General features: G+C 67.1%; 22 protein-coding genes, 1 other RNA gene and 1 pseudogene. 7 read left to right on the top strand and 17 right to left on the bottom strand.

Annotated elements, in window-relative coordinates:
• The 14 genes and pseudogenes from Q0L89_RS00710 to Q0L89_RS00645 all read right to left on the bottom strand — a co-directional run.
• A pseudogene (locus tag Q0L89_RS00710) lies at positions 1-771 on the bottom strand (IS481 family transposase); the annotation flags it as partial.
• A gap of 211 nt (positions 772-982) precedes the next feature.
• Positions 983-1,708: an alanyl-tRNA editing protein gene (locus Q0L89_RS00705; protein ID WP_296761720.1), complete on the bottom strand. Its 726-nt coding sequence runs from the start codon at positions 1,706-1,708 to the stop codon at positions 983-985.
• The gene (locus Q0L89_RS00700) at positions 1,705-4,092 is read right to left on the bottom strand and encodes a DUF3772 domain-containing protein (RefSeq protein WP_296761719.1); all 2,388 of its coding nucleotides are present in this window, start codon (positions 4,090-4,092) and stop codon (positions 1,705-1,707) included. The genes Q0L89_RS00705 and Q0L89_RS00700 overlap by 4 nt, the downstream gene beginning before the upstream one ends.
• 2 nt (positions 4,093-4,094) lie before the next feature.
• Positions 4,095-5,129, bottom strand: coding sequence for a cysteine synthase A (locus Q0L89_RS00695; protein WP_296761718.1), 1,035 nt, complete (start codon positions 5,127-5,129; stop codon positions 4,095-4,097).
• A 56-nt stretch (positions 5,130-5,185) separates the two neighbouring features.
• Entirely contained in the window at positions 5,186-6,319 is a 1,134-nt protein-coding gene (locus Q0L89_RS00690; protein ID WP_296761717.1) for an NUDIX domain-containing protein, read from the bottom strand.
• Positions 6,310-6,750, bottom strand: a complete 441-nt coding sequence (locus Q0L89_RS00685) for a TrgA family protein (protein ID WP_296761716.1) — start codon at positions 6,748-6,750, stop codon at positions 6,310-6,312. The genes Q0L89_RS00690 and Q0L89_RS00685 overlap by 10 nt, the downstream gene beginning before the upstream one ends.
• Entirely contained in the window at positions 6,750-7,958 is a 1,209-nt protein-coding gene (locus Q0L89_RS00680) for a cyclopropane-fatty-acyl-phospholipid synthase family protein (RefSeq protein WP_296761714.1), read from the bottom strand. Before Q0L89_RS00680 ends, Q0L89_RS00685 begins: the two co-directional genes overlap by 1 nt.
• 82 nt (positions 7,959-8,040) lie before the next feature.
• Positions 8,041-9,477 (bottom strand): deoxyribodipyrimidine photo-lyase, encoded by a 1,437-nt coding sequence (locus tag Q0L89_RS00675; RefSeq protein WP_296761712.1) that lies wholly within the window; start codon positions 9,475-9,477, stop codon positions 8,041-8,043.
• Positions 9,478-9,543: 66 nt separating this feature from the next.
• A complete protein-coding gene (locus Q0L89_RS00670; RefSeq protein ID WP_296761710.1) occupies positions 9,544-10,767 on the bottom strand; it encodes an aminotransferase class V-fold PLP-dependent enzyme in 1,224 nt (407 codons plus the stop codon).
• 164 nt (positions 10,768-10,931) lie between these two features.
• On the bottom strand, positions 10,932-12,587 hold the full coding sequence (locus Q0L89_RS00665) for a BCCT family transporter (protein ID WP_296761708.1): 1,656 nt from the start codon (positions 12,585-12,587) through the stop codon (positions 10,932-10,934).
• A 51-nt stretch (positions 12,588-12,638) separates the two neighbouring features.
• The gene (locus tag Q0L89_RS00660; protein WP_296761707.1) at positions 12,639-13,055 is read right to left on the bottom strand and encodes a universal stress protein; all 417 of its coding nucleotides are present in this window, start codon (positions 13,053-13,055) and stop codon (positions 12,639-12,641) included.
• Between the two features lie 274 nt (positions 13,056-13,329).
• Positions 13,330-13,770 carry a GNAT family N-acetyltransferase gene (locus tag Q0L89_RS00655; protein ID WP_296761722.1) on the bottom strand — a complete coding sequence of 147 codons (441 nt, stop codon included), beginning with the start codon at positions 13,768-13,770 and terminating at the stop codon, positions 13,330-13,332.
• Between the two features lie 126 nt (positions 13,771-13,896).
• Positions 13,897-14,889, bottom strand: coding sequence for an acryloyl-CoA reductase (acuI, locus tag Q0L89_RS00650; protein WP_296761705.1), 993 nt, complete (start codon positions 14,887-14,889; stop codon positions 13,897-13,899).
• 117 nt (positions 14,890-15,006) lie between these two features.
• Positions 15,007-15,516 (bottom strand): DinB family protein, encoded by a 510-nt coding sequence (locus Q0L89_RS00645; protein WP_296761703.1) that lies wholly within the window; start codon positions 15,514-15,516, stop codon positions 15,007-15,009.
• Positions 15,517-15,602: 86 nt separating this feature from the next.
• On the opposite strand from Q0L89_RS00645, the gene ssrA reads away from it, so the two are divergent.
• From ssrA to Q0L89_RS00615, 6 genes are all read left to right on the top strand, one after another.
• Positions 15,603-15,952: a transfer-messenger RNA gene (ssrA, locus tag Q0L89_RS00640) on the top strand.
• A 75-nt stretch (positions 15,953-16,027) separates the two neighbouring features.
• Entirely contained in the window at positions 16,028-16,456 is a 429-nt protein-coding gene (locus tag Q0L89_RS00635) for a nuclear transport factor 2 family protein (protein WP_296761702.1), read from the top strand.
• Between the two features lie 104 nt (positions 16,457-16,560).
• Complete coding sequence (locus Q0L89_RS00630; protein WP_296761700.1) at positions 16,561-17,028, top strand: ClpXP protease specificity-enhancing factor SspB; 468 nt, start codon at positions 16,561-16,563, stop codon at positions 17,026-17,028.
• Between the two features lie 70 nt (positions 17,029-17,098).
• Positions 17,099-18,490 (top strand): class II fumarate hydratase, encoded by a 1,392-nt coding sequence (gene fumC / locus Q0L89_RS00625; RefSeq protein WP_296761698.1) that lies wholly within the window; start codon positions 17,099-17,101, stop codon positions 18,488-18,490.
• The gene (locus Q0L89_RS00620) at positions 18,487-18,669 is read left to right on the top strand and encodes a DUF4169 family protein (protein WP_296761696.1); all 183 of its coding nucleotides are present in this window, start codon (positions 18,487-18,489) and stop codon (positions 18,667-18,669) included. The genes fumC and Q0L89_RS00620 overlap by 4 nt, the downstream gene beginning before the upstream one ends.
• 82 nt (positions 18,670-18,751) lie before the next feature.
• Entirely contained in the window at positions 18,752-18,979 is a 228-nt protein-coding gene (locus Q0L89_RS00615; RefSeq protein ID WP_296761694.1) for a ribbon-helix-helix domain-containing protein, read from the top strand.
• 299 nt (positions 18,980-19,278) lie between these two features.
• On the opposite strand, the gene thyX is transcribed toward Q0L89_RS00615, so the two are convergent.
• The gene (gene thyX / locus Q0L89_RS00610) at positions 19,279-20,187 is read right to left on the bottom strand and encodes an FAD-dependent thymidylate synthase (RefSeq protein ID WP_296761692.1); all 909 of its coding nucleotides are present in this window, start codon (positions 20,185-20,187) and stop codon (positions 19,279-19,281) included.
• A gap of 201 nt (positions 20,188-20,388) precedes the next feature.
• Here thyX and Q0L89_RS00605 point away from each other — a divergent pair, with 201 nt between their 5' ends.
• Positions 20,389-20,817, top strand: coding sequence for a VOC family protein (locus Q0L89_RS00605; protein WP_296761691.1), 429 nt, complete (start codon positions 20,389-20,391; stop codon positions 20,815-20,817).
• Positions 20,818-20,833: 16 nt separating this feature from the next.
• On the opposite strand, the gene Q0L89_RS00600 is transcribed toward Q0L89_RS00605, so the two are convergent.
• Positions 20,834-21,331, bottom strand: a complete 498-nt coding sequence (locus Q0L89_RS00600) for a winged helix DNA-binding protein (protein ID WP_296761689.1) — start codon at positions 21,329-21,331, stop codon at positions 20,834-20,836.
• Positions 21,332-21,428: 97 nt separating this feature from the next.
• Complete coding sequence (locus Q0L89_RS00595; RefSeq protein WP_296761687.1) at positions 21,429-21,656, bottom strand: succinate dehydrogenase assembly factor 2; 228 nt, start codon at positions 21,654-21,656, stop codon at positions 21,429-21,431.
• Positions 21,657-21,678: the final 22 nt, after the last annotated feature.

Raw genomic sequence — 21,678 nt, 5'->3', positions numbered from 1 at the left:
TCGCTTCCTTGATGGTTCGGTTCATTCGCTCGACCTGGCCGTCCCTCGGGAAAACAGTCCCCCGGACTGTTTTCTGATCCTTCAAACTCCATGGGTGGTTTGGCTTGGTCAGGCGGTGCTCGATGCCGCTCGCCAATGGGCTCGGAACAATGGCGCCTTCAATGGCTCGCTCGGTCAGGATCGTGTGGATGCGATAAGATGAGGCGACCCGCCGAATGCCTTGAGCAGATGTTCGAGGAACTCCCACGCGGTCTTGCGATCCGCCTTTTCCACGAGTTGGATGATCGCAAATTTGCTGGTCCGGTCAATGCCCACAAAGAGATAGAGCTTGCCCTCCGCCGTCTGAACCTCGGCGATGTCGATGTGGAAGAATCCGATCGGATAGCGCTTGAACTGCTGCCGCTTTGGCTTGTCACCCTCGACATCCGGCAAGCGTGAGATGCCATGCCGCTGAAGACACCGATGCAGTGCCGACCGTGTAAGGTAGGGGACAGACGGCTGAAGAGCGTAGAGGCAATCATCCAGCGGCAGTAGTGTGTGCCGCCGGAATGCGACGATCATTGCCTCCTCCGCTTCGGTGAGAACGGTCGAACGCGGCTCCTTAGGCCCGGTCTTCAAGTCCTCGACCGTCGCACGCTTGCGCCACTTTGCGACGGTTTTGGGGTTGATGCCCAGCTCCTTGCTCAATTGCGCGAGCGAAGCTTGCGATCGCTGTATTGCTGTTCTGACGGCGTGCGTGGTCATGGCGCTCCCGTGACGAACTTGTCCCATAATGCTTCCTTCCAAGCCTGAGAAAGGATCGCACCATCAAACCGTGGGATCAAACAGCTAGAATTCGCCATGCTTGTCGATGGCCCGCTTCATGCTGCATCTTGCATCAGTGTCCGCTTCGGGCTGGCTGCCGTCATCTGACGTTTTCGCTCGGGATATCATGTCCGAAGGCCATGCGTTCACATGGGCATCTTGTGCCAGGTGCAGGCCGCTAGCCCTCCAGGAGCAGGGTGACGCGGCGGTTCTGGCGGCCCTTCTTTTCGATCTTGCCGATCCGCACCCGCCCGATTTCGCCGGTGCGCGCCACGTGGGTGCCGCCGCAGGGTTGCAGATCGACCTGCGCCTCGCCCTGGCCGATGCGGACCAGGCGCACGCGCCCGGCGCCGGTGGGCGGCTTGACCGACATCGTCTTGACCATCTCGGGCCGTGCCTCGAGCTCGGCATCGGTGATCCAGTCCTCGGTCACCGGCAGATCGCGGGCAACGATCTCGTTCAGGCGCGCCTCCAGCGCCGCCTTGTCCTCGGGCGCCTCCGGCATGTTGAAATCCAGCCGCCCCTTCTCGGCGCCGATCGATCCGCCCGTCACCGGCAGCGGGATCACCACCGACAGCAGGTGCAACGCGGTGTGCACACGCATGTGAGCGTGGCGCCGACCCCAGTCGAGGTGCTGCACCACCTCCGTCCCCACCGGCGGCAACGCGGCCCCTTCGGCGGGCACCAGCACGATTTCGCCCTGCCCCTCGCCCTTTAGCGTGGTTTCGATCACCAGTGCGCCGCCCGCCCATTCCAACCGCCCGCCGTCGCCCGGCTGACCACCGCCCGTGGGGTAGAACAGGCTTTGATCCAGAACCACCCCGCCCTCGGGGGTGTGGGCAAGCACGCGGCCGGGCGCCTGGCGCCGGTAGGCATCCTCTTGGAACAGCGGCTCCGTGGTCATCTGTCACTCTCCTCCGAGCGTTCTTCTCTGAGCGTTTCGGGGTTACGCAGCCAGACGTCGCGCTGCGCGAACGGGATCTCTATGCCTTCCTCGGCAAAGCGGCGGGCGATCTCGTGGTTCATGTCGGAATGCACGTTCATGACCCAGTTGACGTCGCGCAGGATGGCGCGGATCTCGAAATCAAGCGAATCCTGGCCGAAGCCCCGCATAAGGATGTTGGGCGGCGGGTTGAGCGCCACCATCGGGTGCGCCTCGGCGACTTCGCGCAGGATGCGCTCGACCTTGCGGGTGTCGCTGCCATAGGCCACGCCCACCGGCACGATCACCCGCCCCACGGTGTTGCCGCGGGTGTAGTTGGTGACGGTGCCGCTGATCAGGTCGGCATTGGGCACGATGACATCGGTGCGATCAAACGTCTCGATCCGGGTCGAGCGCACCGAGATCGAGCGCACATTCCCGTGCTGGCCACCGACCTCGATCCAGTCGCCCTCGGAAATCGGCCGCTCGATCAGCAGGATGATGCCGCTTACGAAGTTCGACACGATGTTCTGCAACCCGAAACCGATGCCGACCGACAGCGCCCCGGCGACGATGGCCAGAGACGACAGATCAATCCCCGCGGCGCTGATGGCGATCACCGCGGCCAGGACTATCCCGACATACCCCATACCGGCGACGATGGCGTTGCGGCCGCCGACGTCGATCTTGGTCTTGGGCAGGACCGAGCCGCGCAGCGCCCCCTGCACCATGCGGGTCAGCGCGTAACCGATGGCGAAGACGATAGCGACGGTCAGGAAATCGGTGGGCGAGATGCGCGAGTCGCCTATGGTGAAACCTTCGCGGAACCGCGTCCAGACCTCCAGCAGCGTCGCCGACCGCGCGCCCCAGATCAGCGCCGCCACCGGCAGCGCCGCCAGCGTCAGGAAAAACCCCGCAACGACCGGCAACAGCGCCTCGCCGGCGGTTTCCTCGTTGCGGGTGACCAGCGCGTGCAGGTCCGTCACCAGTTGCTGCAGGATCAGCACCGCCCCGAACAGCGCCAGCGTCAGGATCGTGGGATAGACCAGCATGGTGGCCGCCGCGGTATAGCCCACGACCGCCATCAGCGGCCCCACCAGTGCCACCACGATCGTCACCCGCGACAGCACCGAGATGATGCGCAGGCGGTAGCTCTGTTCCGGCGCGGCGTCGCTGTCGCCCTGCTCTTCGTCGAATACCTCGCCCACGCAGCGCCGCAGCGCCCGCGCCAGCCGGTAGAGCAGCAGCGCCGACAGCACGATCAACGGGAACCCCGCCACCGCCATCGTGGCGGGCGTGTAATCCAACGCCGCGCCCATGCGAGTAAGGATGTCACGAAGCACCAGCAGCACCGCCAGCGCGGCGATGTCGAAGCGCAGCCACGGCCGGAACCTGTCGGGAAGGTTGACCGCCGCCTGCTTGTCGTCCTCGGGAAACAGCCGCCCGGCCAGCCACCAGCCGATCAGCAGCATGGCCCCCCATGTCGCGAGCCCGTCCACGATGATGGTGCCGCGCAGCCCGATCAGGCCGGTGGAAAAGATGGCCTCTTCCAGCGCGTAAAGCCCCGCCATCGGCAGCCCCACCTGCCCCAGCGAGATCACGAATTCCCACACCCCGCGCCCGCGGCGCAGTTTGCGGCGCGCATTGGTGCCGATCCGCTTGGCCCAACTGCGACCGCGCAGCAGCAGCACCAGACCCAGGGCCGCCAGTGTCAGCGTCTTGGGCAGGTCGGCCTTGAACGCGTCGTGTTGCAGGGTGTTGTTCCACGCCGTTGACACCTCGCGCGCCACGGCGCCTGCGGCCTCGGATATCTGCACCACCGCAGCGGGCCAGTGCGCCGGGTTGAGCGGCGACGGCCCGCGCGCCAGCAACGCTCGCGACTGGCGTGCGCGGATGATGTTGTCGATCTCGGCGACCAAGCCGTTGGCGCGGGCGTAGGCCTCTTCGGCAGCCAGCACCGGCGCGCGCAGGGTATCGAGCTGCGCGTTCAACTCGGCCCGGCGCGCGGCGATCGCGTCGGACTCGCTCTCGCCTTCGGGCGGCGGCGGGCCGAGCGCCCCGATCTGCCGCCGGAGGGTGTCGATCCGCGCGGCGTTGGTCTGCTGCGCCTCCAGAAAGCGCTGCCGCCACTCGACGATCTGCCCACGCAGCGCCTCGAATGCCGCGTTCGAGGCGCGTCGCGCCTCGACGGCCTCCTCGGCGCGCGTCGCGGTATCAGACCAGGCTTCGTAGTCGATAGCCCCTGCCTGTGTCTGCTCCGCCGCGTTCTGCTGCGCCGGCGCCGGTGTCGCCGCCACCAGCGCGACCGCCAGCGCGAGCCCGAGTGCCGCCAGTGCCCGCCGGGTCATCGCAATCACCGCAGGCATGGTCACGCGTCCTCGAAAACGGTGGGCAGGTCGGGTGCGCCGCGATCCAGCCACGCCGGCACCGGCAGGTTCTTTTCGCGCAGGAAGGCGGGGTTGAACAGCTTCGACTGGTAGCGCGTGCCGTAGTCGCACAGGACAGTGACGATGGTATGCCCCGGCCCCATTTCGCGGGCCATGCGGATGGCGCCGGCCACGTTGATACCGCTCGACCCGCCCAGGCACAGGCCCTCGTGTTCCAGCAACTCGAAGACCACCGGCAGCGCCTCTTCGTCGGGGATCTGCCAGGCCATGTCGGGGGTGAAGCCTTCGAGGTTGGCGGTCACCCGCCCCTGCCCGATGCCCTCGGTGATCGAACTGCCCTCGGCCTTGAACTCGCCGGTGGTGTAATAGCTGTAAAGCGCCGCGCCCATCGGGTCGGCCAGGCCGATCTTGACGCCCTTGCCCTGTAACGCCTCGGCCACGCCCGCCAGCGTGCCGCCCGATCCCACCGCGCAGACGAAGCCATCGACGCGGCCACCAGTCTGCTGCCATATCTCGGGGCCGGTGGTGCGGGCATGGGCGCTACGGTTGGCCACGTTGTCGAACTGGTTGGCCCAGATCGCGCCGTGCGTCTCGGTCGCGGCCAGCTTCTCGGCCAGGCGTCCGGAATAACGCACGTAGTTGTTGGGGTTGCGGTAGGGCGCGGCGGGCACCTCGACCAGTTCGGCCCCGGCGAGGCGGATCATGTCCTTCTTTTCCTGGCTCTGCGTCTCGGGGATCACGATGACGGTGCGGAATCCCATCGACGCGCCGACCAGCGCCAGCCCGATGCCGGTATTGCCGGCGGTGCCTTCGACAACGGTGCCGCCCTGGTGCAATTCGCCGCGCTCGACCGCGTCGCGGATGATCGACAGCGCCGCGCGATCCTTGACCGACTGTCCGGGGTTGAGGAACTCGGCCTTGCCGAAAATCTCGCATCCCGTTGCCACGCTGGCCTTGTTGAGCCGGATCAACGGTGTGTGGCCGATCGCCTCGGCCAGGTTTCCAGCAATACGCATCTCGCGCCCCTTATTCGTGTTCCCCCCGTAAGGTTTAGGGGCCGCGCGTGGCGAACTCAAGCCTGCGCGCGCAGCCGCGGGCGATGGCGCGCCAGCCAGTGCGCGCACAATTCCAGCGGCGCGACGTTCAGCGCGCCCGCATCGGCCATCTCGATCAGCCGCCCGGCGGCGATGACGTGGCCGCGGATGTCTTCGTCCTCGCTGTCGAGCCCGCCCCCGTCGCGCCCGGCCGCCGACAGGTCGGTGCAGGCAAGAAAGATGTGGTAGAACTCCGACGACGCGCCGGGGCTGGGATAGCCGCGGGCGATCACCTCCAGTGCGTCCAGGTTCAGCCCCGCCTCTTCCCACGCCTCGCGGCGCGCGGCCTCTTCGGGTGTCTCGCCGGCATCGATGCGCCCGGCGATCGGCTCCAGCGTCCAGGGCGCGCGGTCGCCGCGCGCGAACGGGCCGGCGCGGAACTGCTCGATCAGCAGTACGCAATCGCGGTGCGGATCGTACGGAAGCACCAGCGCCGCGTCGGGCGACATGAACACCGCGCGCTTCACCGTCGGGCTCTTCGTGCCGTCGAAGCGGCGAAATTTCAGGTGGTGTTCCTCGATGGCGAAGAAATCGCCATAGGGCCGCTCAAGCGCACGGCTGTCGACGTCGGCGCGCGTCATGCCGCTGTGCGAAGCCGGCTCCGAGCCCGCCTGCGCGGCCACGAAACTGGCAGCGCGGGCCGCAATCATCGGATACATGGCAGCGACTTCCCCGGCGTCCAGGCGCCCGAACCAGCCCATCACCTCGGCCGCGGCGCGGGTGTTGATCGCCCCGCGCAGACGCACCCATTCATGCAGATCGAAAGGCGCGCCCGGCTGCCAGCGCCCCGGCGGGGGGAACCAGGCCCGCGCCGCGCGGGGGCCGGCGCCGCACGTCACGCTGACCGGGGCCAGACGGTAGCAGAAGACACTTTCGTAAAAGTCCAGCCGCGCCAGTTCCGCGTCGGTCGGTTCGGCCAGCAACAGCCCCTCGGCACGCGCGCCCGGCGTGGCGCGCAACAGCGGAAATCCCTGCCCCCGCGCCCAGACGGTTTCTTGGTCCGGCAGGGTTGCCGGGGTCAGTTCGTCGTCGCTGACAGGCCGGCCCAGGACCGCCTCCAGCAGCGGCCGGTGCCGCAGGGTGCCGAACAGGAACACCATGTTCAGCGCCAATGCCGGCTGGCGATCTCGGCGGCCAGCCCCGACAGAATGCCGCCCGCCACCAGCACCGCCGCAAGCTGCGGTGTCAGCAGCAATTGCGCGTGGTCGATGGCGATGCGCACCATGTCTTCCAGCGCCTCGACCGGGCCGCCATAGCGGCTGCGCAGCGACATGCGCAGCATTTCATACCCCGCCTGCAACAGGATCGCCCAGAACAGCAGCGCCCCCAGCCCGGTGAGGCCATGGCCGACCGCCGCGCCCACCCCCGCGCCAGCGCGCCGCCCGATCACCACCCAGCCGCAAAGCGCGCCAAGCCCGGTATTCACCCAGGTGAACCAGCCGAAATCCATGCCCTCGGGCATCAGGGGCTTGATCATTTCGGATACCAAGGCAGCGGTTGCGGCCAGCATCAGGGCGGCAACGAGGCGGGCGGCGGTGGGCATCAATCGGGCCTTGCGATGGTGATCTGGGTCACGTCGCAATTACCGCTATGGAAGGTCGCCGCGCAAGACGTGAGGTAGAAGTTCCACATCCGCCGGAACCGGTCGTCGAAGCCCATTTCGGCGATCCGGCCCCACTGGTCGTTGAAGTTGTCGTGCCAGCGCCTGAGCGTCTGGCTGTAGCTTTCTCCGAACTCGACCGAATGGGAAAATCGCAAGCCGGCGCGTTCGATCTGCTCCATCAGCGCCGAGCGCGCCGGTAACATGCCACCGGGGAAGATGTATTTCTGAATGAAATCCACGCCGTTGCGGTAGGCTTCCCAGCGCTTTTCCTGCACGGTGATGATCTGCAACGTGGCCCGCGCGCCGGGCTTGAGCCGGTCCCGCACGGTGTCGAAATAGGTGGGCCAGTATTTCTCGCCCACGGCTTCGAACATCTCGATGCTGGCGATCCCGTCATAGGACCCGCGTTCGTCGCGGTAGTCCTGGAGCTTGAAGGTTACCCGGTCGGCCAGCCCGGCGCGGGCGATGCGCGCCACGGCGTAGTCGTATTGCTCGCGGCTGATGGTCAGGCCGGTCACCGTGAGCTCCCGTTCGCGCGCGGCGTATTCGGCGAAACCGCCCCAGCCACAGCCGATTTCCAGCACATGATCGCCGGCCCGGGCGCCCATCTGATCGACCATCGAGGCGTATTTCGCCTCTTGCGCGCGTTCCAGGCTTTCCTGCCCGGTTTCGAACAGGGCGCTGGAATAGGTCATCGTGTCATCCAGCCACAGCTTGTAGAAATCGTTGCCCAGGTCGTAGTGATAGCTGATGTTGCGCCGCGCCTGGCCCTTGTTGTTCGACCGCAGCCAGTGGCGCATCCGCTCGAACGCGCGCACCAGCCCCTGGCCGGGGAAGCCGTCATAGATGTTGTCGTTGTCGGCGTGGACAAGATCCATGAACGCCTGCAGATCCGGCGTCGACCACCAGCCATCCAGGTAAGCCTCGGAGAACCCCAAATCGCCCTCGCGCACCAGGCGGGCAAAGATGTCGGGGTTGTGCACGTCCACCTCGGCCACCGGACCGGGGTTGTGCCCCTCGGCGCGAAACCGGCGGCCATCGGGCAGCACGAAATCCAGCCGGCCGTTCTGCATGTTGTTGGCCATGTCGAACACGGTGGCGAAATAGCGCGGCAGGTCGGTCTGGTCATGCGTGGTGGTCAGGATCATCCGCAGGCTCCCTTGGGCGGTTCGGGGTCAGGATAAGGCCGAACCCGGTACATGGCAATTGGGTCGCGGGCAGCGGCCCGTCTCAATTCTTGAAGGTCTCGTAGGCATCGAGGGCGCGCTGGCGCCCCTCGGCGGCGGTGACGACCGGCGCCGGGTAGGCATCATTGGGCGCCATGCCCCAGGCGCGGGGAATGGCATCGAAATAGGCAAGCGCGGTGGCGGGCGGGCGCGCCTGCCCCTCGGCGACCCAGCGGCGGACATAGGCGCCGTCGGGATCGAAACGCTTGCGTTGCAGGTCGGGGTTGAAGACCCGGAAATAGGGCGTGGCATCGGGGCCGCACCCGGCCGACCATTGCCAGCCCATGGCGTTCGAGGCCGGATCCCAATCCACCAGGCAATCCTCGAACCAGCCTTGACCGATGCGCCAATGCGTCAGCAGGTGCTTGGTCAGGTAGGACGCCACGATCATCCGGCCGCGATTGTGCATGCGCCCGGTCACGTACATCTCGCGCATCGCCGCGTCGACCAGCGGCACACCGGTACGCGCGCGTTGCCAGGCGCGCACGCGCGGGCGCGTGGCGTCGGTGTTCCAGGGGAAAGCGTCCCATCCGTCCTTCCAGTTGCGATCGAGGATGTGCGGGGTGTGATACACCAGATGCCACGCGAATTCGCGCCAGACCAGTTCGCGCAGGAAATCGTCGGCGCCGGCGCAACCCTCTTCACGCGCGCGCAGGCCCGCGTGCCAGCATTGGCGCGCGCTGATCTCGCCCAGGCTCAGGTAATCCGACAGCGCCGAGGTGCCGTCCTCGGCCATGCGGTCACGGCTGGCGCCGTAGCCGCCCACGATATGCGCCATGAAATGGCCCAGCCGGCCCTGCGCGGCGGCCTCGCCCGCCGGTTGGGCGTGTGTGGCCAACACCTGCGCGCCACGGTTCAGCGCCGCGCCCATGGCCCGGTCGTCCAACCTGTCGCTTGCCGGCCATGTTCGTGGTGCGGGGATCTTGGCCGGGGCGGGCAGCGGGCGGTCCAAGTCACGCCCGCGCACCGCCTTCCACATCGGGGTGAAAACCTTGTAGAAGCCCCCGGTCCCGGTCTCGACCGTCCAGGGCTCGAACAGGACATGCCCGGGGAATGCGCGCGCCTCGATCCCGTCGGCGCGCAGCGCCGACGTGAGGTCGCTCTCGTGGTCGCGCGACTGCGCGTCGTAGGCCCGCGTCCAGTAGACCGCGCCGGCGCCGGCGTCGGCCACCAGGTCGCGCAGCACGTCCAACGCCGCGCCGCGCCGCAGCACCAGACGGTTGCCCTTGTCGCGCAAGGCGGCGTCCAGCGCCGACAGTCCCCGCCCCAGTCGCCATTGCGGCGCCGCGCCCAGCTTGGCCACGCTGTCGTCGTGGATGAACACGCAGATCACCGGCCCGCCGCGGGCCACGGCGGCGCTCAGCGCCGGATGATCGCCGAGCCGCAAATCGCGCCGAAACCACAGCAGCGTCGCGGGCTTGTCGGACAGCTTGCCAGACATCTTGTCCAATCCCGTCAAGTCACGGTGTCTGATACGCGCCGCGCGCGTGGCCGGATCAACCGCCGCCTACAGCGTGTCTTCAAGCGCGGTCAGCAGCGCATCGACCTCGTCGCGCGTGGTGTAATGCACGAAGCTCAGCCGCAGCACCCCGCGGGCGGGATCGGCCCCCATCGCCTGCAACGCGCGGCGGGCATAGAAATCGCCACCGCCGGCCATGATGCCGCGCTCGGCCAGCGCCGCGGCGGCCTCGCGGCCGGGGCGGCCGGTGTCCACCGCCACCGTGGGCGCGCGCGCCTCTGCCGTGCGCGGGCCCAGCAGGCGCACGTCGTTGCGCGCCGCCAGGAAATCCAGCAGCGGCTGTAGCAGCGCCGTCTCGTGCGCGCGCATCAGCGCCTGTACGCCCGCGGCCCGCGCCCGCGCGTCGCCGGTGATGGCGTGATGGGCGGCGAATGCGTCGAAATAGTCTGCCATCCCGGCGCAGGCGGCCACCTGCGCGTGGTCCGGGCCGGCCGGGGTGAAGCGTTTGTAAAGCGCGTCGGCGTTGAAGAAATGCGCCTGGTTGGGCAGCATCTCGGCCAGCGCGCGGCGGATCACCATCAGCCCCTGGTGGGGCCCGTAGGTCTTGTAGGCCGAGAACAGGTAGATGTCGGCGCCCATCTCGCCCACGTCGGGCAACCCGTGCGGCGCCATGGATACGCCATCGACGCACACGAAGGCGCCCGCGGCATGGGCGGTGGCGGTGATCTCGATCACCGGGTTGACCTCGCCCACCACGTTCGAGCAGTGCGGGAAACACACCAGCCGCACGTTTTCATCCAGCAGCTCCGCCAGGTCTTCGGGGTCGAGGTGCCCGGTGTCGGGGTCGACCTCCCATTCGCGGATCTCGATGCCCGCGTCGGCCAGCCGCCGCCACGGGCCGGTGTTGGCCTCGTGGTCCTGGTTGGTGACCACGATCGCCTCGCCCGGCGAAAGCCAGTCGCGGAACGCCTGCGCCAGCACATAGGCGTTCTGCGTCGTCGACGGGCCGAAAGACAGCTCGTCACCCTCGACCCCCAGCATTGCCGCCAGTCGTGCGCGCGCCTCGTCCATCTCCTCGCCGCCCAGGCGGCTGGCCTCGTAGGGGCCGTAGGGCTGCACCTTGCGGCTGTGGTAGAACCGCGTCAGCCGGTCGATCACCGGCTTGCAGGTGAACGACCCGCCGGCGTTCTCGAAAAACGCCTTTCCGGCCAGCGACGGCTCGGCAAAGGCGGGAAACTGGCTGCGGACGAACCCGGTATCAAGCGCTGTCATCTGATCCTCTCGCGTGCTGACGAACCCGCGCACTGTCGGGGCGATCGCACCGGGGGTCAAGCGCGGGAGCGGCGGAAATTGCCCCCCGCGCGCGCCCCGCCAAACGCGAAGGGCCCCGGCGACGTGCCGGGGCCCTTGCCTTGTTTCACCACGCCGGAACGGCGTCAGGTGTTGCGCTTCTCCGACATCAGCCCCATGACGATGCCGACACAGAGCACGAGCAGAATGAGCGTGAACGGCAAACCGGTCGAGATCACCATCGCCTGCAACGATGTCAGACCGCCGCCGATCAGCAGCGCGATTGCCACCAGCCCCTCGAAGGTGCACCAGAAGATACGCTGGGTGACCGGCGCATCGACCTTGCCGCCGGCGGTGATCGTGTCGATGACCAGCGACCCGGAGTCCGACGAGGTGACGAAGAACACGATGACCAGCACGATCCCGATGGTCGAAGTGATTGCCGCCAGCGGCAGGCTTTCGAGCATGGCGAACAACGACAGCGGCGGGTTGTAGGCGTCGATCACCTGCGCCTTGACGGCGCTGCCTTGGGGGTCGGTGATCAGGTCCTCGATCGCCGCACCGCCGAACACCGCCATCCAGAAGATGCAGACGACAGACGGGATGATCAGCACGCAGGTGATGAACTCGCGCACCGTGCGGCCACGGCTGACGCGGGCGATGAACATGCCCACGAAGGGCGACCAGGAAATCCACCAGGCCCAGTAGAACGCCGTCCAGCCCTGCATGTACCCGGTGTCCTCACGCCCGTGCGGGTTGGACAGCGGGATGACCTCCTGCACATAGGCCACCAGGGTCGAGAAGAAGCCCGACACGATGCCAACCGCCCCGGCCGCGAACAGCACGAACAGCAGCAGCGCCAGCGCGATGACCATGTTGATCTCGGACAACACCTTGACCCCGCCGTCGAGGCCGCGCAGCACCGACACCAGCGCGATCGCGGTGATGCCGATGATCAGGATCACCTGAACGGTCACGCTGTTGGGGATGCCATAGACATATTCAAGCCCGGCATTGGCCTGCTGCGCGCCAAGGCCCAGGGACGTGGCCAGGCCGAAGAGCGTGGCAAACACCGCCAGGGTGTCGATGATGTGCCCGGTCCAGCCCCACACGCGGTCGCCGAGGATCGGGTAGAAGGCCGAGCGGATCGAAAGCGGCAGGCCCTTGTTGTAGGAAAACAGCGCCAGCGACAGCGCCACGACGGCGTAGATCGCCCACGGGTGCAGCGCCCAGTGGTACGAGGTCGCGGCCAGCGCCATGCGGCGGGCCTCTTCGATATTGCCCTCGATCAGCGTGCCGTCCTCGGTGAACGGCCGCACGACGCCCAGCGGCTCGTCCCCCCACGGGGTGCCGAAGTAGTAGGCCGGCTCCAGCACGCCGAAGAACATCAGCCCGATGCCCATGCCGGCGGCGAACAGCATCGCGAACCAGCCCGCGTAGCCGTAATCGGGCGTCGCGTCCGTCCCGCCCAGCCGGACCGAGCCCCAGGGGCTGACGATCAGGAGCAGGCAGAAGATCACGAAGATGTTGGCCGCCCAGAGGAAGAACCAGTCGAAGGTGCTGGTCAGCGCCGGGCGCAGCCAGCCGAAGAAGTCGGAGGCATGCGTCGGCGCGATCAGCGCGTAGGCGACGAAGGCGATCACCACCAGGCCCGAAATCATGAAAACCGGGTTGTGGATGTCGAAGCCGAACGGCCCAAGCCGGGTCTGGATGTTGTCCTGACCGATCTGGTAATCGGTATCGATGATATCCGCCGCGCCTTCCGGCGCCGGGACACCAGTATCGTTGTTTTCATCAGTCATTTGAGAATTCCCTGTCCGCGTTTCTCTTGTTGCGTCCCCTGCAGACGCGCATCAGCCCCGCACCACGAAAACCGATGCCTTGGCATGCTCGGCGATCTTGCCGCCGTTCGAAGGCCAGATATAGTCGAAGACGTTGGGGATATGGCTGGCCATCACGACCAGGTCGGCGCCGACCTCGTCCACCGCCTTGAGCAGCGCGTCGTCGAGGTCCGTGGTCGGGTCGTGGGCGGCCATGGCATGGGCCTCGCCCTTGATGCCGTGCTTCTCGGTCTGCTCGGCGACGAATTTGTCGAGCTTGGCCGCGTACTCCTTGGGCGTGTGTGCAACCGGCGACGGCTGCTCGGTTGTCACGCCCACGTAGACCACCGGCACATCGTAATGACTCGCCAGGTCCGCGCTGCACTGCAAGGCGCGCTCCAGCTGATCCCGATGCGCCAGATCAACAGGCGTCATGATTCTGGTGAACACGTCATTCCCTCCTTGATCGCGCGGGGGAATTGGTTCTTGCCTTGCCCTGTCGGACAGGGTGCCCGCGCGTCCGGCTTGTTACAGGGGGCCGCGCGGCGGTTCCGCGCAGCGTCCTCCTGTCGCAGCAGGGTAATCGCGATCCGGCGCGAAAATCAAACGACTCCGACCTGTCGGAAGCAATTAGCGGCATGCGAGCCCCATATTTCTTCCCCGTCGGCCCCGCGAAGGATTGTTGCGCACGCCCGCGCCGCGCCTGCGCGCACCGCGCGGAATTTCAGTCCGCGAGCCATTTGTACATCACCCGCGCATCGACGAGACCCTCGTGCGGGTGCCGGAACGCGCGCGGCAGGCGGCCGACCGTCGCAAACCCGAGGCTTTCCCAAAGCGCGATCGCGGGGCGGTTCGTCTCGACCACGAAATTGAACTGCATCGCGAGGTAACCCAGGGCGCGCGCGCGGGCCTGCGAATGCAGGCACATCGCCCGGGCCACCCCCCGCCCGCGTGCACGCGTGTCGACAACATAGCCGCAATTGCACACATGCGCCCCGCCGCCCTGCTGATTTGTCTTGATGTAATAGGTGCCCGCGGCGGCACCATCGATCTCGGCGACATGGGTCTCAAGCGGCGCACGCATCCACAGCGCGCGCACCGCCGCGCGGTCGATGCCGGGGGCGATCGCGTAGGTTTCACCGGCGCGGATCACGTCGCGCAACATCGGCCAGAGCGCGGCGAAGTCGCCCGCCACCGCCGGCCTGATTGTAACCGCCACAGCCCCCGTCACGTCGCCCCGCGGGCCCTGGCCGGGTCTGCGGGGCGACGACGCCCGAAAGGCGCAACCGCCTCAGGCATTGAGGTCGACCACGACGCGCCCGCGCACCTGGCCCTTGAGGATCTCCGCCCCCAATCGCGGCAGGTCCGACAGCGTGGCGGGTTCGATCATCGCCTCGAGCTTGTCCATCGGCAGGTCGCGCGCGATCCGCTCCCAGGCCCGCACGCGGTTGTCATAGGGCTGCATCACGCTGTCGATGCCCAGAAGGTTGACGCCGCGCAGGATGAACGGCGTGATCAGCGCGCCCTCGATCGCCGCGCCGCCGGCCAGGCCCACCGCGGCGACGGAGCCGGCGTATTTCATCTGCTTGAGCACCCGGCCCAGCATCGGCCCCGCCACCGCATCGACGCAGCCGGCCCATGTCTCGGTCTCCAGCGGCTTGCGCGTGACCTCGGTCAACTCGTCGCGCGGCACGATCCGGCTGGCGCCGAGGTCGCGTAGGTAGGGCTCCTGTTCGGGCCGGCCGGTAACCGCGGCCACCTCGTGGCCCAGATGCGCCAGGATCGCCGTGGCGACCGAACCGACGCCGCCCGCCGCCCCGGTCACCAGAACCGGGCCATGGCCGGGCGCCAGCCCGTGATCCTCCAGCGCCATCACCGCCAGCATGGCGGTGAACCCGGCGGTGCCCACCGCCATGGCCTGCCGCGTGCTCAGCCCGTCGGGCAACGGCACCAGCCAGTCGGCCCTGACCCGCGCCTTCTGGGCATGGCCGCCCCAGTGCGCCTCGCCCACGCGCCAGCCGGTCAGCACCACCTTGTCGCCGGGCTTGTAGCGGTCGTCGTCCGACGCCTCGACGGTGCCGGCGAAGTCGATGCCCGGCACATGCGGATAATGCCGCACCAGCCCGCCCCCGGGGCCGATGCACAGCCCGTCCTTGTAGTTCACGGTGGAATACTCCACCGCCACGGTCACCTCGGCCTCGGGCAGATCGTCGATGCCGATCTGCCTGACCTCGGCATGGGTCTTGCCGTCCTCGTCCTTGTCCACGATCAGTGCGTTGAACATGCGCGTCGTCTCCCCTCTTGGTTCGCGGTCGTGCGCGCGGATGCGCGGGGGCCGCTTGTCTCGTCGATTGGTGGCACGCCCCTGCCCCGGCGACAAGGGCGCGCGACCGGCGGTGGCTCAGCCCTCCTCGTCCGGCATCAGGAACAGGTCGCTCACCGGCGCCGCCTGGCCCGCCGCCGTCAGCATCGCGTGGATCTGCCCGCGATGGTGGGTCTGGTGGTTGAACATGTGCACGATCAGACGCCCCGTCGGCGCCGTCACTTCGGCACCTTTGGCGCTGGAGTACCAACGCAGTTCGCCCAGCAGATCGAGCCGGCGCAGCCCGTCGGCCCAGTGCCGTATCCGCCGGTCGATCCGCAGCCTCTCGGCCCACCACGCGGCGCGGGTGGGGAACGCCTCGGCGCTGCGCGGCAGCGGCAGCTCGGGCGCCGGCGTGCCCGCGAACCGCGACATCCACATCGCGTCGCCCCATACCAGGTGGTTGGCGGTACCCAGGATCGAGCCGAAGAACGCCCCCCGCGGTCGGGTCAGCGCGTCATGGTCCATTGTGCTCATCGCGTCGTTGAGCTGCGCGTTCTGCCACATGTTGTAGCGCGCCATGGTCTGGCAATAGTCTGGCGTGATCATGCTGCGGCGCTCCCTCTTCCTGTCTGGCGTGTCCTTGCTTTGCATTCGCGGGCCGGTGCCACGGCCCACGTCGCGGCGCCAATCTACCCCTTCAAATCGCGCCCTGCCCACCCTATATTGCAAATGTCCTTCGGGACTATGGACATAAACGCGCTCGAAATAAGCGGATCGGACCCGGGGGCGGTACCCGGCGGCTCCACCAATATCCCTTCGTTGGACGGGATCGCGGGGCCGAAACAGGATCGACGAACGTGTAAAGGAGTGGCTTTGTCCCGGTGAGCGACCACCGTTATCGGTGCACAAAGTACAGTTGCCAACGACAACCGTGCTCCGGTGGCCGTTGCTGCGTAAGCAGTAACAACCATCGAAACTGAAGCCCAGTCCTCTAGCAAGGGCTGGCGGGGTTCGCAGGCACCTGGCAACAGAAGCCTGCACTTTTCCCCCATTATTCATGATTCGTTCACCGACCGGGCGTAGCCTTCCCCTGCGACACCGCCAAAGGGGCACAGCCATGAAACCGAAATCCGACATCCTGCGCGACTGGTATGCCCGTGTCTGGGAAGACGGGGATCTGGCCGCCATCGCCGAGATGTTCCGCCCCGACACCGCCGCCAACGGGCTGGTGCCCGGCATGGCCATCGGCGTGGAGGAATTCCAGTTTCTCGTCACCACCATCCAGGAACTGATCGAACCGCCGCGCATCACGATCGAAAAGACCATCGAGCAGAACGACTGGCTGGCCGGGTTCGTCACCATGCGCACCCGCAGCATCGACCGCCGCCACGACCTGCATGTCGGTGGCATGGTGATGGTCCGGATCGAGAACGATCTTATCGTCGAGGCCTATAACAGTTTCGATTTCATCAGCTTTTTCGAGCAACTTGAGCTTTTGCCCGAAAACACGATCGCGATCTGCCTGTCGGGAGAGCGCATCGGGTAAGCTCCCGCGCCGTGGCCCGTCATGGTGCGAATTCCCCGCGGCCGCCCTTTCGTTTTGTTCCGAATCCCCTATGATCGGCCCAGTCACAGGGGGAACCGAAGACCATGAGCCGCACCATCGAATACGGCAATCTGATGCACGACGCGATGCGCGGGCTCATCCGCACCGTTCTGCGCGATGTCGCGGCCAACGGACTGCCCGGCGCGCACCATTTCTTCATCACCTTCGACACCACCCACCCGCAGGCGGACCTGGCCGACTGGTTGCGCGCCCGCTACCCCGAGGAAATGACGGTGGTCATCCAGACCTGGTTCGAGGGCCTGGAGGTCGACGAGGACGGTTTTGCCGTAACGCTGAACTTCGGCGATGCGCCCGAGCCGCTTTACATCCCCTTTGACGCGGTTCGCACCTTTGTCGACCCTTCGGTCGAATTCGGCCTGCGCTTCGAATCTCAGCACGACGACGACGGCGACGACACCCCGCCCCCCGGCGACGGCGACACGCCCGAGGCCGAGGCGCCCGAGGATGGCCAGGAGGCACAGATCGTCAGCCTCGACAGCTTCCGCAAGTAGCCCGTCGCCCGCGTTGATCTTTCCCGCAACTGCGGTATGACAGGGCCAACCGTTTCCAGGAGGCCCGACCATGACCAAGACCCGCACCGAAACCGACAGCTTCGGCCCCCTCGAAGTGCCAAGCCACAGGTACTGGGGCGCGCAAACGCAGCGCTCGCTGCTCAACTTCCCCATCGGCTGGGAACGCCAGCCCGCCGCCGTGGTCCACGCGCTGGGCGTGATCAAGCAAGCCTGCGCCGAGGCCAACAAGGCGCAGGGCACGCTGGACGCGCGGCTTGCCGACGCGATCATCGCGGCCGCCGCCGAGGTTGCCGACGGCAAGCTCGACGACAACTTCCCGCTGGTCGTGTGGCAAACCGGCAGCGGCACGCAATCGAACATGAACGCCAACGAGGTGATCGCCAACCGCGCCATCGAGTTCCTCGGCGGCCAGATCGGTGCCAAGGACCCGGTCCACCCCAACGACCACGTCAACATGGGCCAGTCCAGCAACGACACCTTTCCCACCGCGATGCACATCGCCACCGCGACGATGGCCCGCGATGTCACCCTGCCGGGGCTGGAAAAGCTGCACGCCGCGCTGGAGGCCAAGGTCGCGGAATTCGACGGCATCATCAAGATCGGCCGCACCCATACCCAGGACGCGACGCCGCTGACGCTGGCGCAGGAGTTCTCGGGCTACGCCCACCAGGTCGCCATGGGCATCGCCCGGGTGCATGGCGCGCTTGGCCGGATTTACGAGCTGGCCCAAGGCGGCACCGCGGTGGGCACCGGGCTGAACACGCGCCAGGGCTGGGCCGAGACGGTCGCGGCCAACATGGCGCGCATCACCGGCCTGCCCTTCGTGACCGCGCCCAACAAGTTCGAGGCGCTGGCCGCCCACGACGCGATGGTCGAGATGTCTGGCGCGCTCAAGACCGTCGCCGCCTCGCTGTTCAAGATCGCCAACGACATCCGCTTCCTGGGCAGCGGCCCGCGCTGCGGGCTGGGCGAGCTGATCCTGCCGGAAAACGAGCCCGGCTCGTCGATCATGCCCGGCAAGGTCAACCCCACCCAGTGCGAGGCGCTCACCCAGGTCTGCGCGCATGTCATGGGCAACGACGCCGCCGTCGGCTTCGCCGGCAGCCAGGGGCATTTCGAACTCAACGTCTACAAGCCGATGATGGCCTACAACGTGCTGCAATCCATGCAGCTTCTGGGCGACGCGGCGTCTGCCTTCACCGACAACCTGGTCGTGGGCCTCAAGGCCGACGAGGCGCGCATCGACAAGCTGCTGCACGAGTCGCTGATGCTGGTCACCGCGCTGGCGCCCGAGATCGGCTACGACAACGCCACCAGGGTGGCCAAGACCGCGCACAAGAACGGCACCACGCTGAAGGAAGAGGCGATCAACCTGGGCTTCGTCGACGCCGAGACGTTCGAGCGCGTGGTGCGGCCCGAAAACATGATCGGCCCGAAATGAGCGACCGCCCGGTCAACCTCAACCGGGTGCGCAAGGCAAAGGCTCGGGCCGAGAAAAAGACCCGCGCCGACGCCAACGCCACCCGCTTCGGGCGCACGAAGGCACAAAAAGCCGAAGAAGAGACCGCCGCCGCACGCGCCCGCGCGCATCTCGACGCGCATCGCCGCGAGGACGAGTGATGCGCGCTTCATCTTTCCACAAATACTCCGGGGGAGTCGCCGCTTGCGGCGACGGGGGCAGCGCCCCCGCCCGTCGCCCGCGATGAGCGCCCGGCCCGTCAAGCACTCGCTCACCCTGCGCGGGCACCGCACCAGCGTGTCGCTCGAGGATGAATTCTGGGCCGCCTTCCGCGCGATCGCGGCGGAAAAATCAACACCGATCAACGTGTTGGCAGCCGAAATTGATGCCGCCCGCGATCCCGGAACGGGGCTGGCCTCGGCAATCCGGGTGTTCGTGCTGGACTACTACCGACGAGACGCAGCGCGCTGAAGTGCCGTGCCATGCGGCGGAAAAGACGGGCCGCGCCCGATCCGGGGTGGGCGCTGCGACGGTCCTTCGGAGTGCCTTCCGCGCCAAATCCGGCAACGGTGTTTCAGAGTGCAGCGTTGCAAACGCGCCCGCCACCCTTGATGGCACACCTCCGGCGTGACGGGGCGGGTCGGGCGCGGCCCGGCGTTGCCGGGCAGGCGGGATGTGGCGTGGCGATCTCTGCGCCTATACGGCGCACGGATGGCAAGGGTTTCCGATGCGTTGCGAGCCCGCCCAAGTGATCATCCGGGGAAGAACACTCACCCCTCAATCACCCCCACAAACTCCCGCCATTCGCCTTTGCTCATGCCGGAGTTTTCCTGCGTCACCTCTTCACCCTTCAGCATCCGGCGCAGGCAATCAAGGGCGGTGGCCGACAGGGTGGCGCCGCCCATGCGGTAATCCTCGAACGCGGCGTAGCTCGCCGGCACCCAGTCGCGGACGATGTCGCAAATCGCGTCGGCATAGGCGCGGATTTCGTATTGCGCATGGGCGTCGGCGCGCAGGCGCAGGAAATGCAGCAGGTTGTGCAGGTCGGTTTTCCAGTACCACTGGGTATAGATGTTGGCCGGCAGGTTCATCCGTGCCAGCTCGCGCGCCAGCCCCGCCTGCCCGTCCTGGCTGATCATCGCCTCGTAGTGGTCATAGGCCCGCCCGGCATCCTCGCGCAGGATGTCCAGCACGCGCGCCGCCTCGTCGCCGCTCAGCGTCTCGCCGCGGCCCTGGCTGTTGGTCGTGGATTGCGCCGCCAGGTGTTCGGACGCGGGGATGTAGAATTCGCGGTCAAGGATCGAGTAGCGCGCCGAGTATTCGTTGACGTTGGCGGTGCGGTGCCGGATCCATTGCCGCGCCACGAAGATGGGCAGCTTGACGTGCAGCTTGATCTCGCACATCTCGAACGGGGTCGAGTGCCAGTGCCGCATCAGGTAGCGGATCAGTCCGGCGTCGTTGCTGACCGATTTCGTCCCGCGCCCGTAGCTGACCCGCGCCGCCTGGCAGATCGCGGCATCGTCGCCCATGTAATCGACGACCCGCACGAAGCCGTGGTCGAGCACCGGCGTGGCGGTATAGAGCCGCGCTTCCAGCCCCTCCGACACGGTGCGCAGGGTCTGGCGCGGCTGCGCGCGCTGCGCGTCGATTTCGGCCTGTTGGTCGGGGCTGAGCGGCATCGCGAAATCCTTTCGGGGAATGGGACGAGTCGCCCACTACTATATCTTGCGGACGCCCCCGACGCCAAGCCGATATCGGGTGTGTGCGCGTGCGTCCCTTTGCCCTCGACACGCACGGCTCAGGGCCTATCCTGCTCCGCGAGGGTCGCACCGACGCGATACCGACAGAATACCGACGCGATACTGAACGGGAGACTGCCGATGAAAATCCGCTACCTGCACACCATGGTCCGCGTGAAGGACCTGGAAAAGACGATGGCGTTCTTCTCGCTTCTGGGGCTGGAGGAAACCCGCCGCCATGACAGTGAACAGGGCCGTTTTTCGCTGATCTTCATGGCGCCGCCGGGACAGCCCGAATGCCCGGTCGAGCTGACCTGGAACTGGGACGGCGACGACGCGCTGCCCGATGACAGCCGCCATTTCGGGCACCTCGCCTACGAGGTCGAGAACATCCACGAGATGTGCCAGCACCTGATGGATAACGGCGTGACCATCAACCGTCCGCCGCGCGACGGGCGCATGGCCTTCGTGCGCAGCCCCGACAACATCTCGGTCGAGCTGTTGCAGATGGGAGAGGCGCTGAAACCGGCCGAACCCTGGGCCAGCATGGAGAACACCGGCCACTGGTGACCGCGAGCGCGCCGGGTCAGTAGATATAGCGAATCTGGTCGGTCCAGTACCGTTCGACCCGGCGCAGCGAATGGGTGATGCGGTCCATGCCATCGACGTCGATCACGCCGCGCCCCTCCATCCCCTCGGCGTGGCGCGCGAACAGCGCCGCCACCACGTCGCGGATCGCGCGGCCCCTGGCGGTGAGGCGCACGCGCACCGCGCGGCGGTCGATCTCGCAGCGTTGGTGGTGCATGTAGCCCGTTTCGACCAGTTTCTTGAGGTTGTAGCTGACATTGCTGCTCTGGTAGTAGCCGCGCGACTTGAGTTCGCCCGCCGTGACCTCGTTCTCGCCGATATTGAACAGCAGCAGCGCCTGCACGGCGTTGATGTCGAGGACGCCGAGACGCTCGAACTCGTCCTTGATCACGTCCAGCAACAGCCGGTGCAGCCGTTCGACCAGCGCCAGCGCGTCAAGATAGCCGCCCAACAGGCCCGCCCCGCCCGCGGGGGCAAGTTTGCCCTGTTTGCTCATTGAAAAATCCTCCGTCCGATGCAACCTCGGACGACAGAATCGCGGCAATTGCCGAAAAAACCGTTAAACGGCGCCTAAAACCGGCGCCGTGCCGGGCTCAGCCGCCGGTCATGCCCACTGAGGCGCGAATATCGGCAACCAGTGGCGCCAGCGCGGCGGGGGGGGCATCGCGACCGCTGACCCAATACAGAAGGTCCTGGTCGTTTTCCGACAACAGCGCCTCGTAGGTGTCCAGCGTCGCCGCGTCCATGCCCGGCAGCGCCGCCTCGGCGTAGCGCGACAGGATCACGTCCATTTCCTTGATGCCGCGCCGCATCGAGCGCATTTTAAGCCGCCTGAGCCGCGTC

This window comes from Sediminimonas sp. (genome assembly GCF_024637375.1).
Lineage (GTDB): Bacteria > Pseudomonadota > Alphaproteobacteria > Rhodobacterales > Rhodobacteraceae > Sediminimonas.
This window is presented reverse-complemented; position numbering and strand designations above follow the sequence as displayed.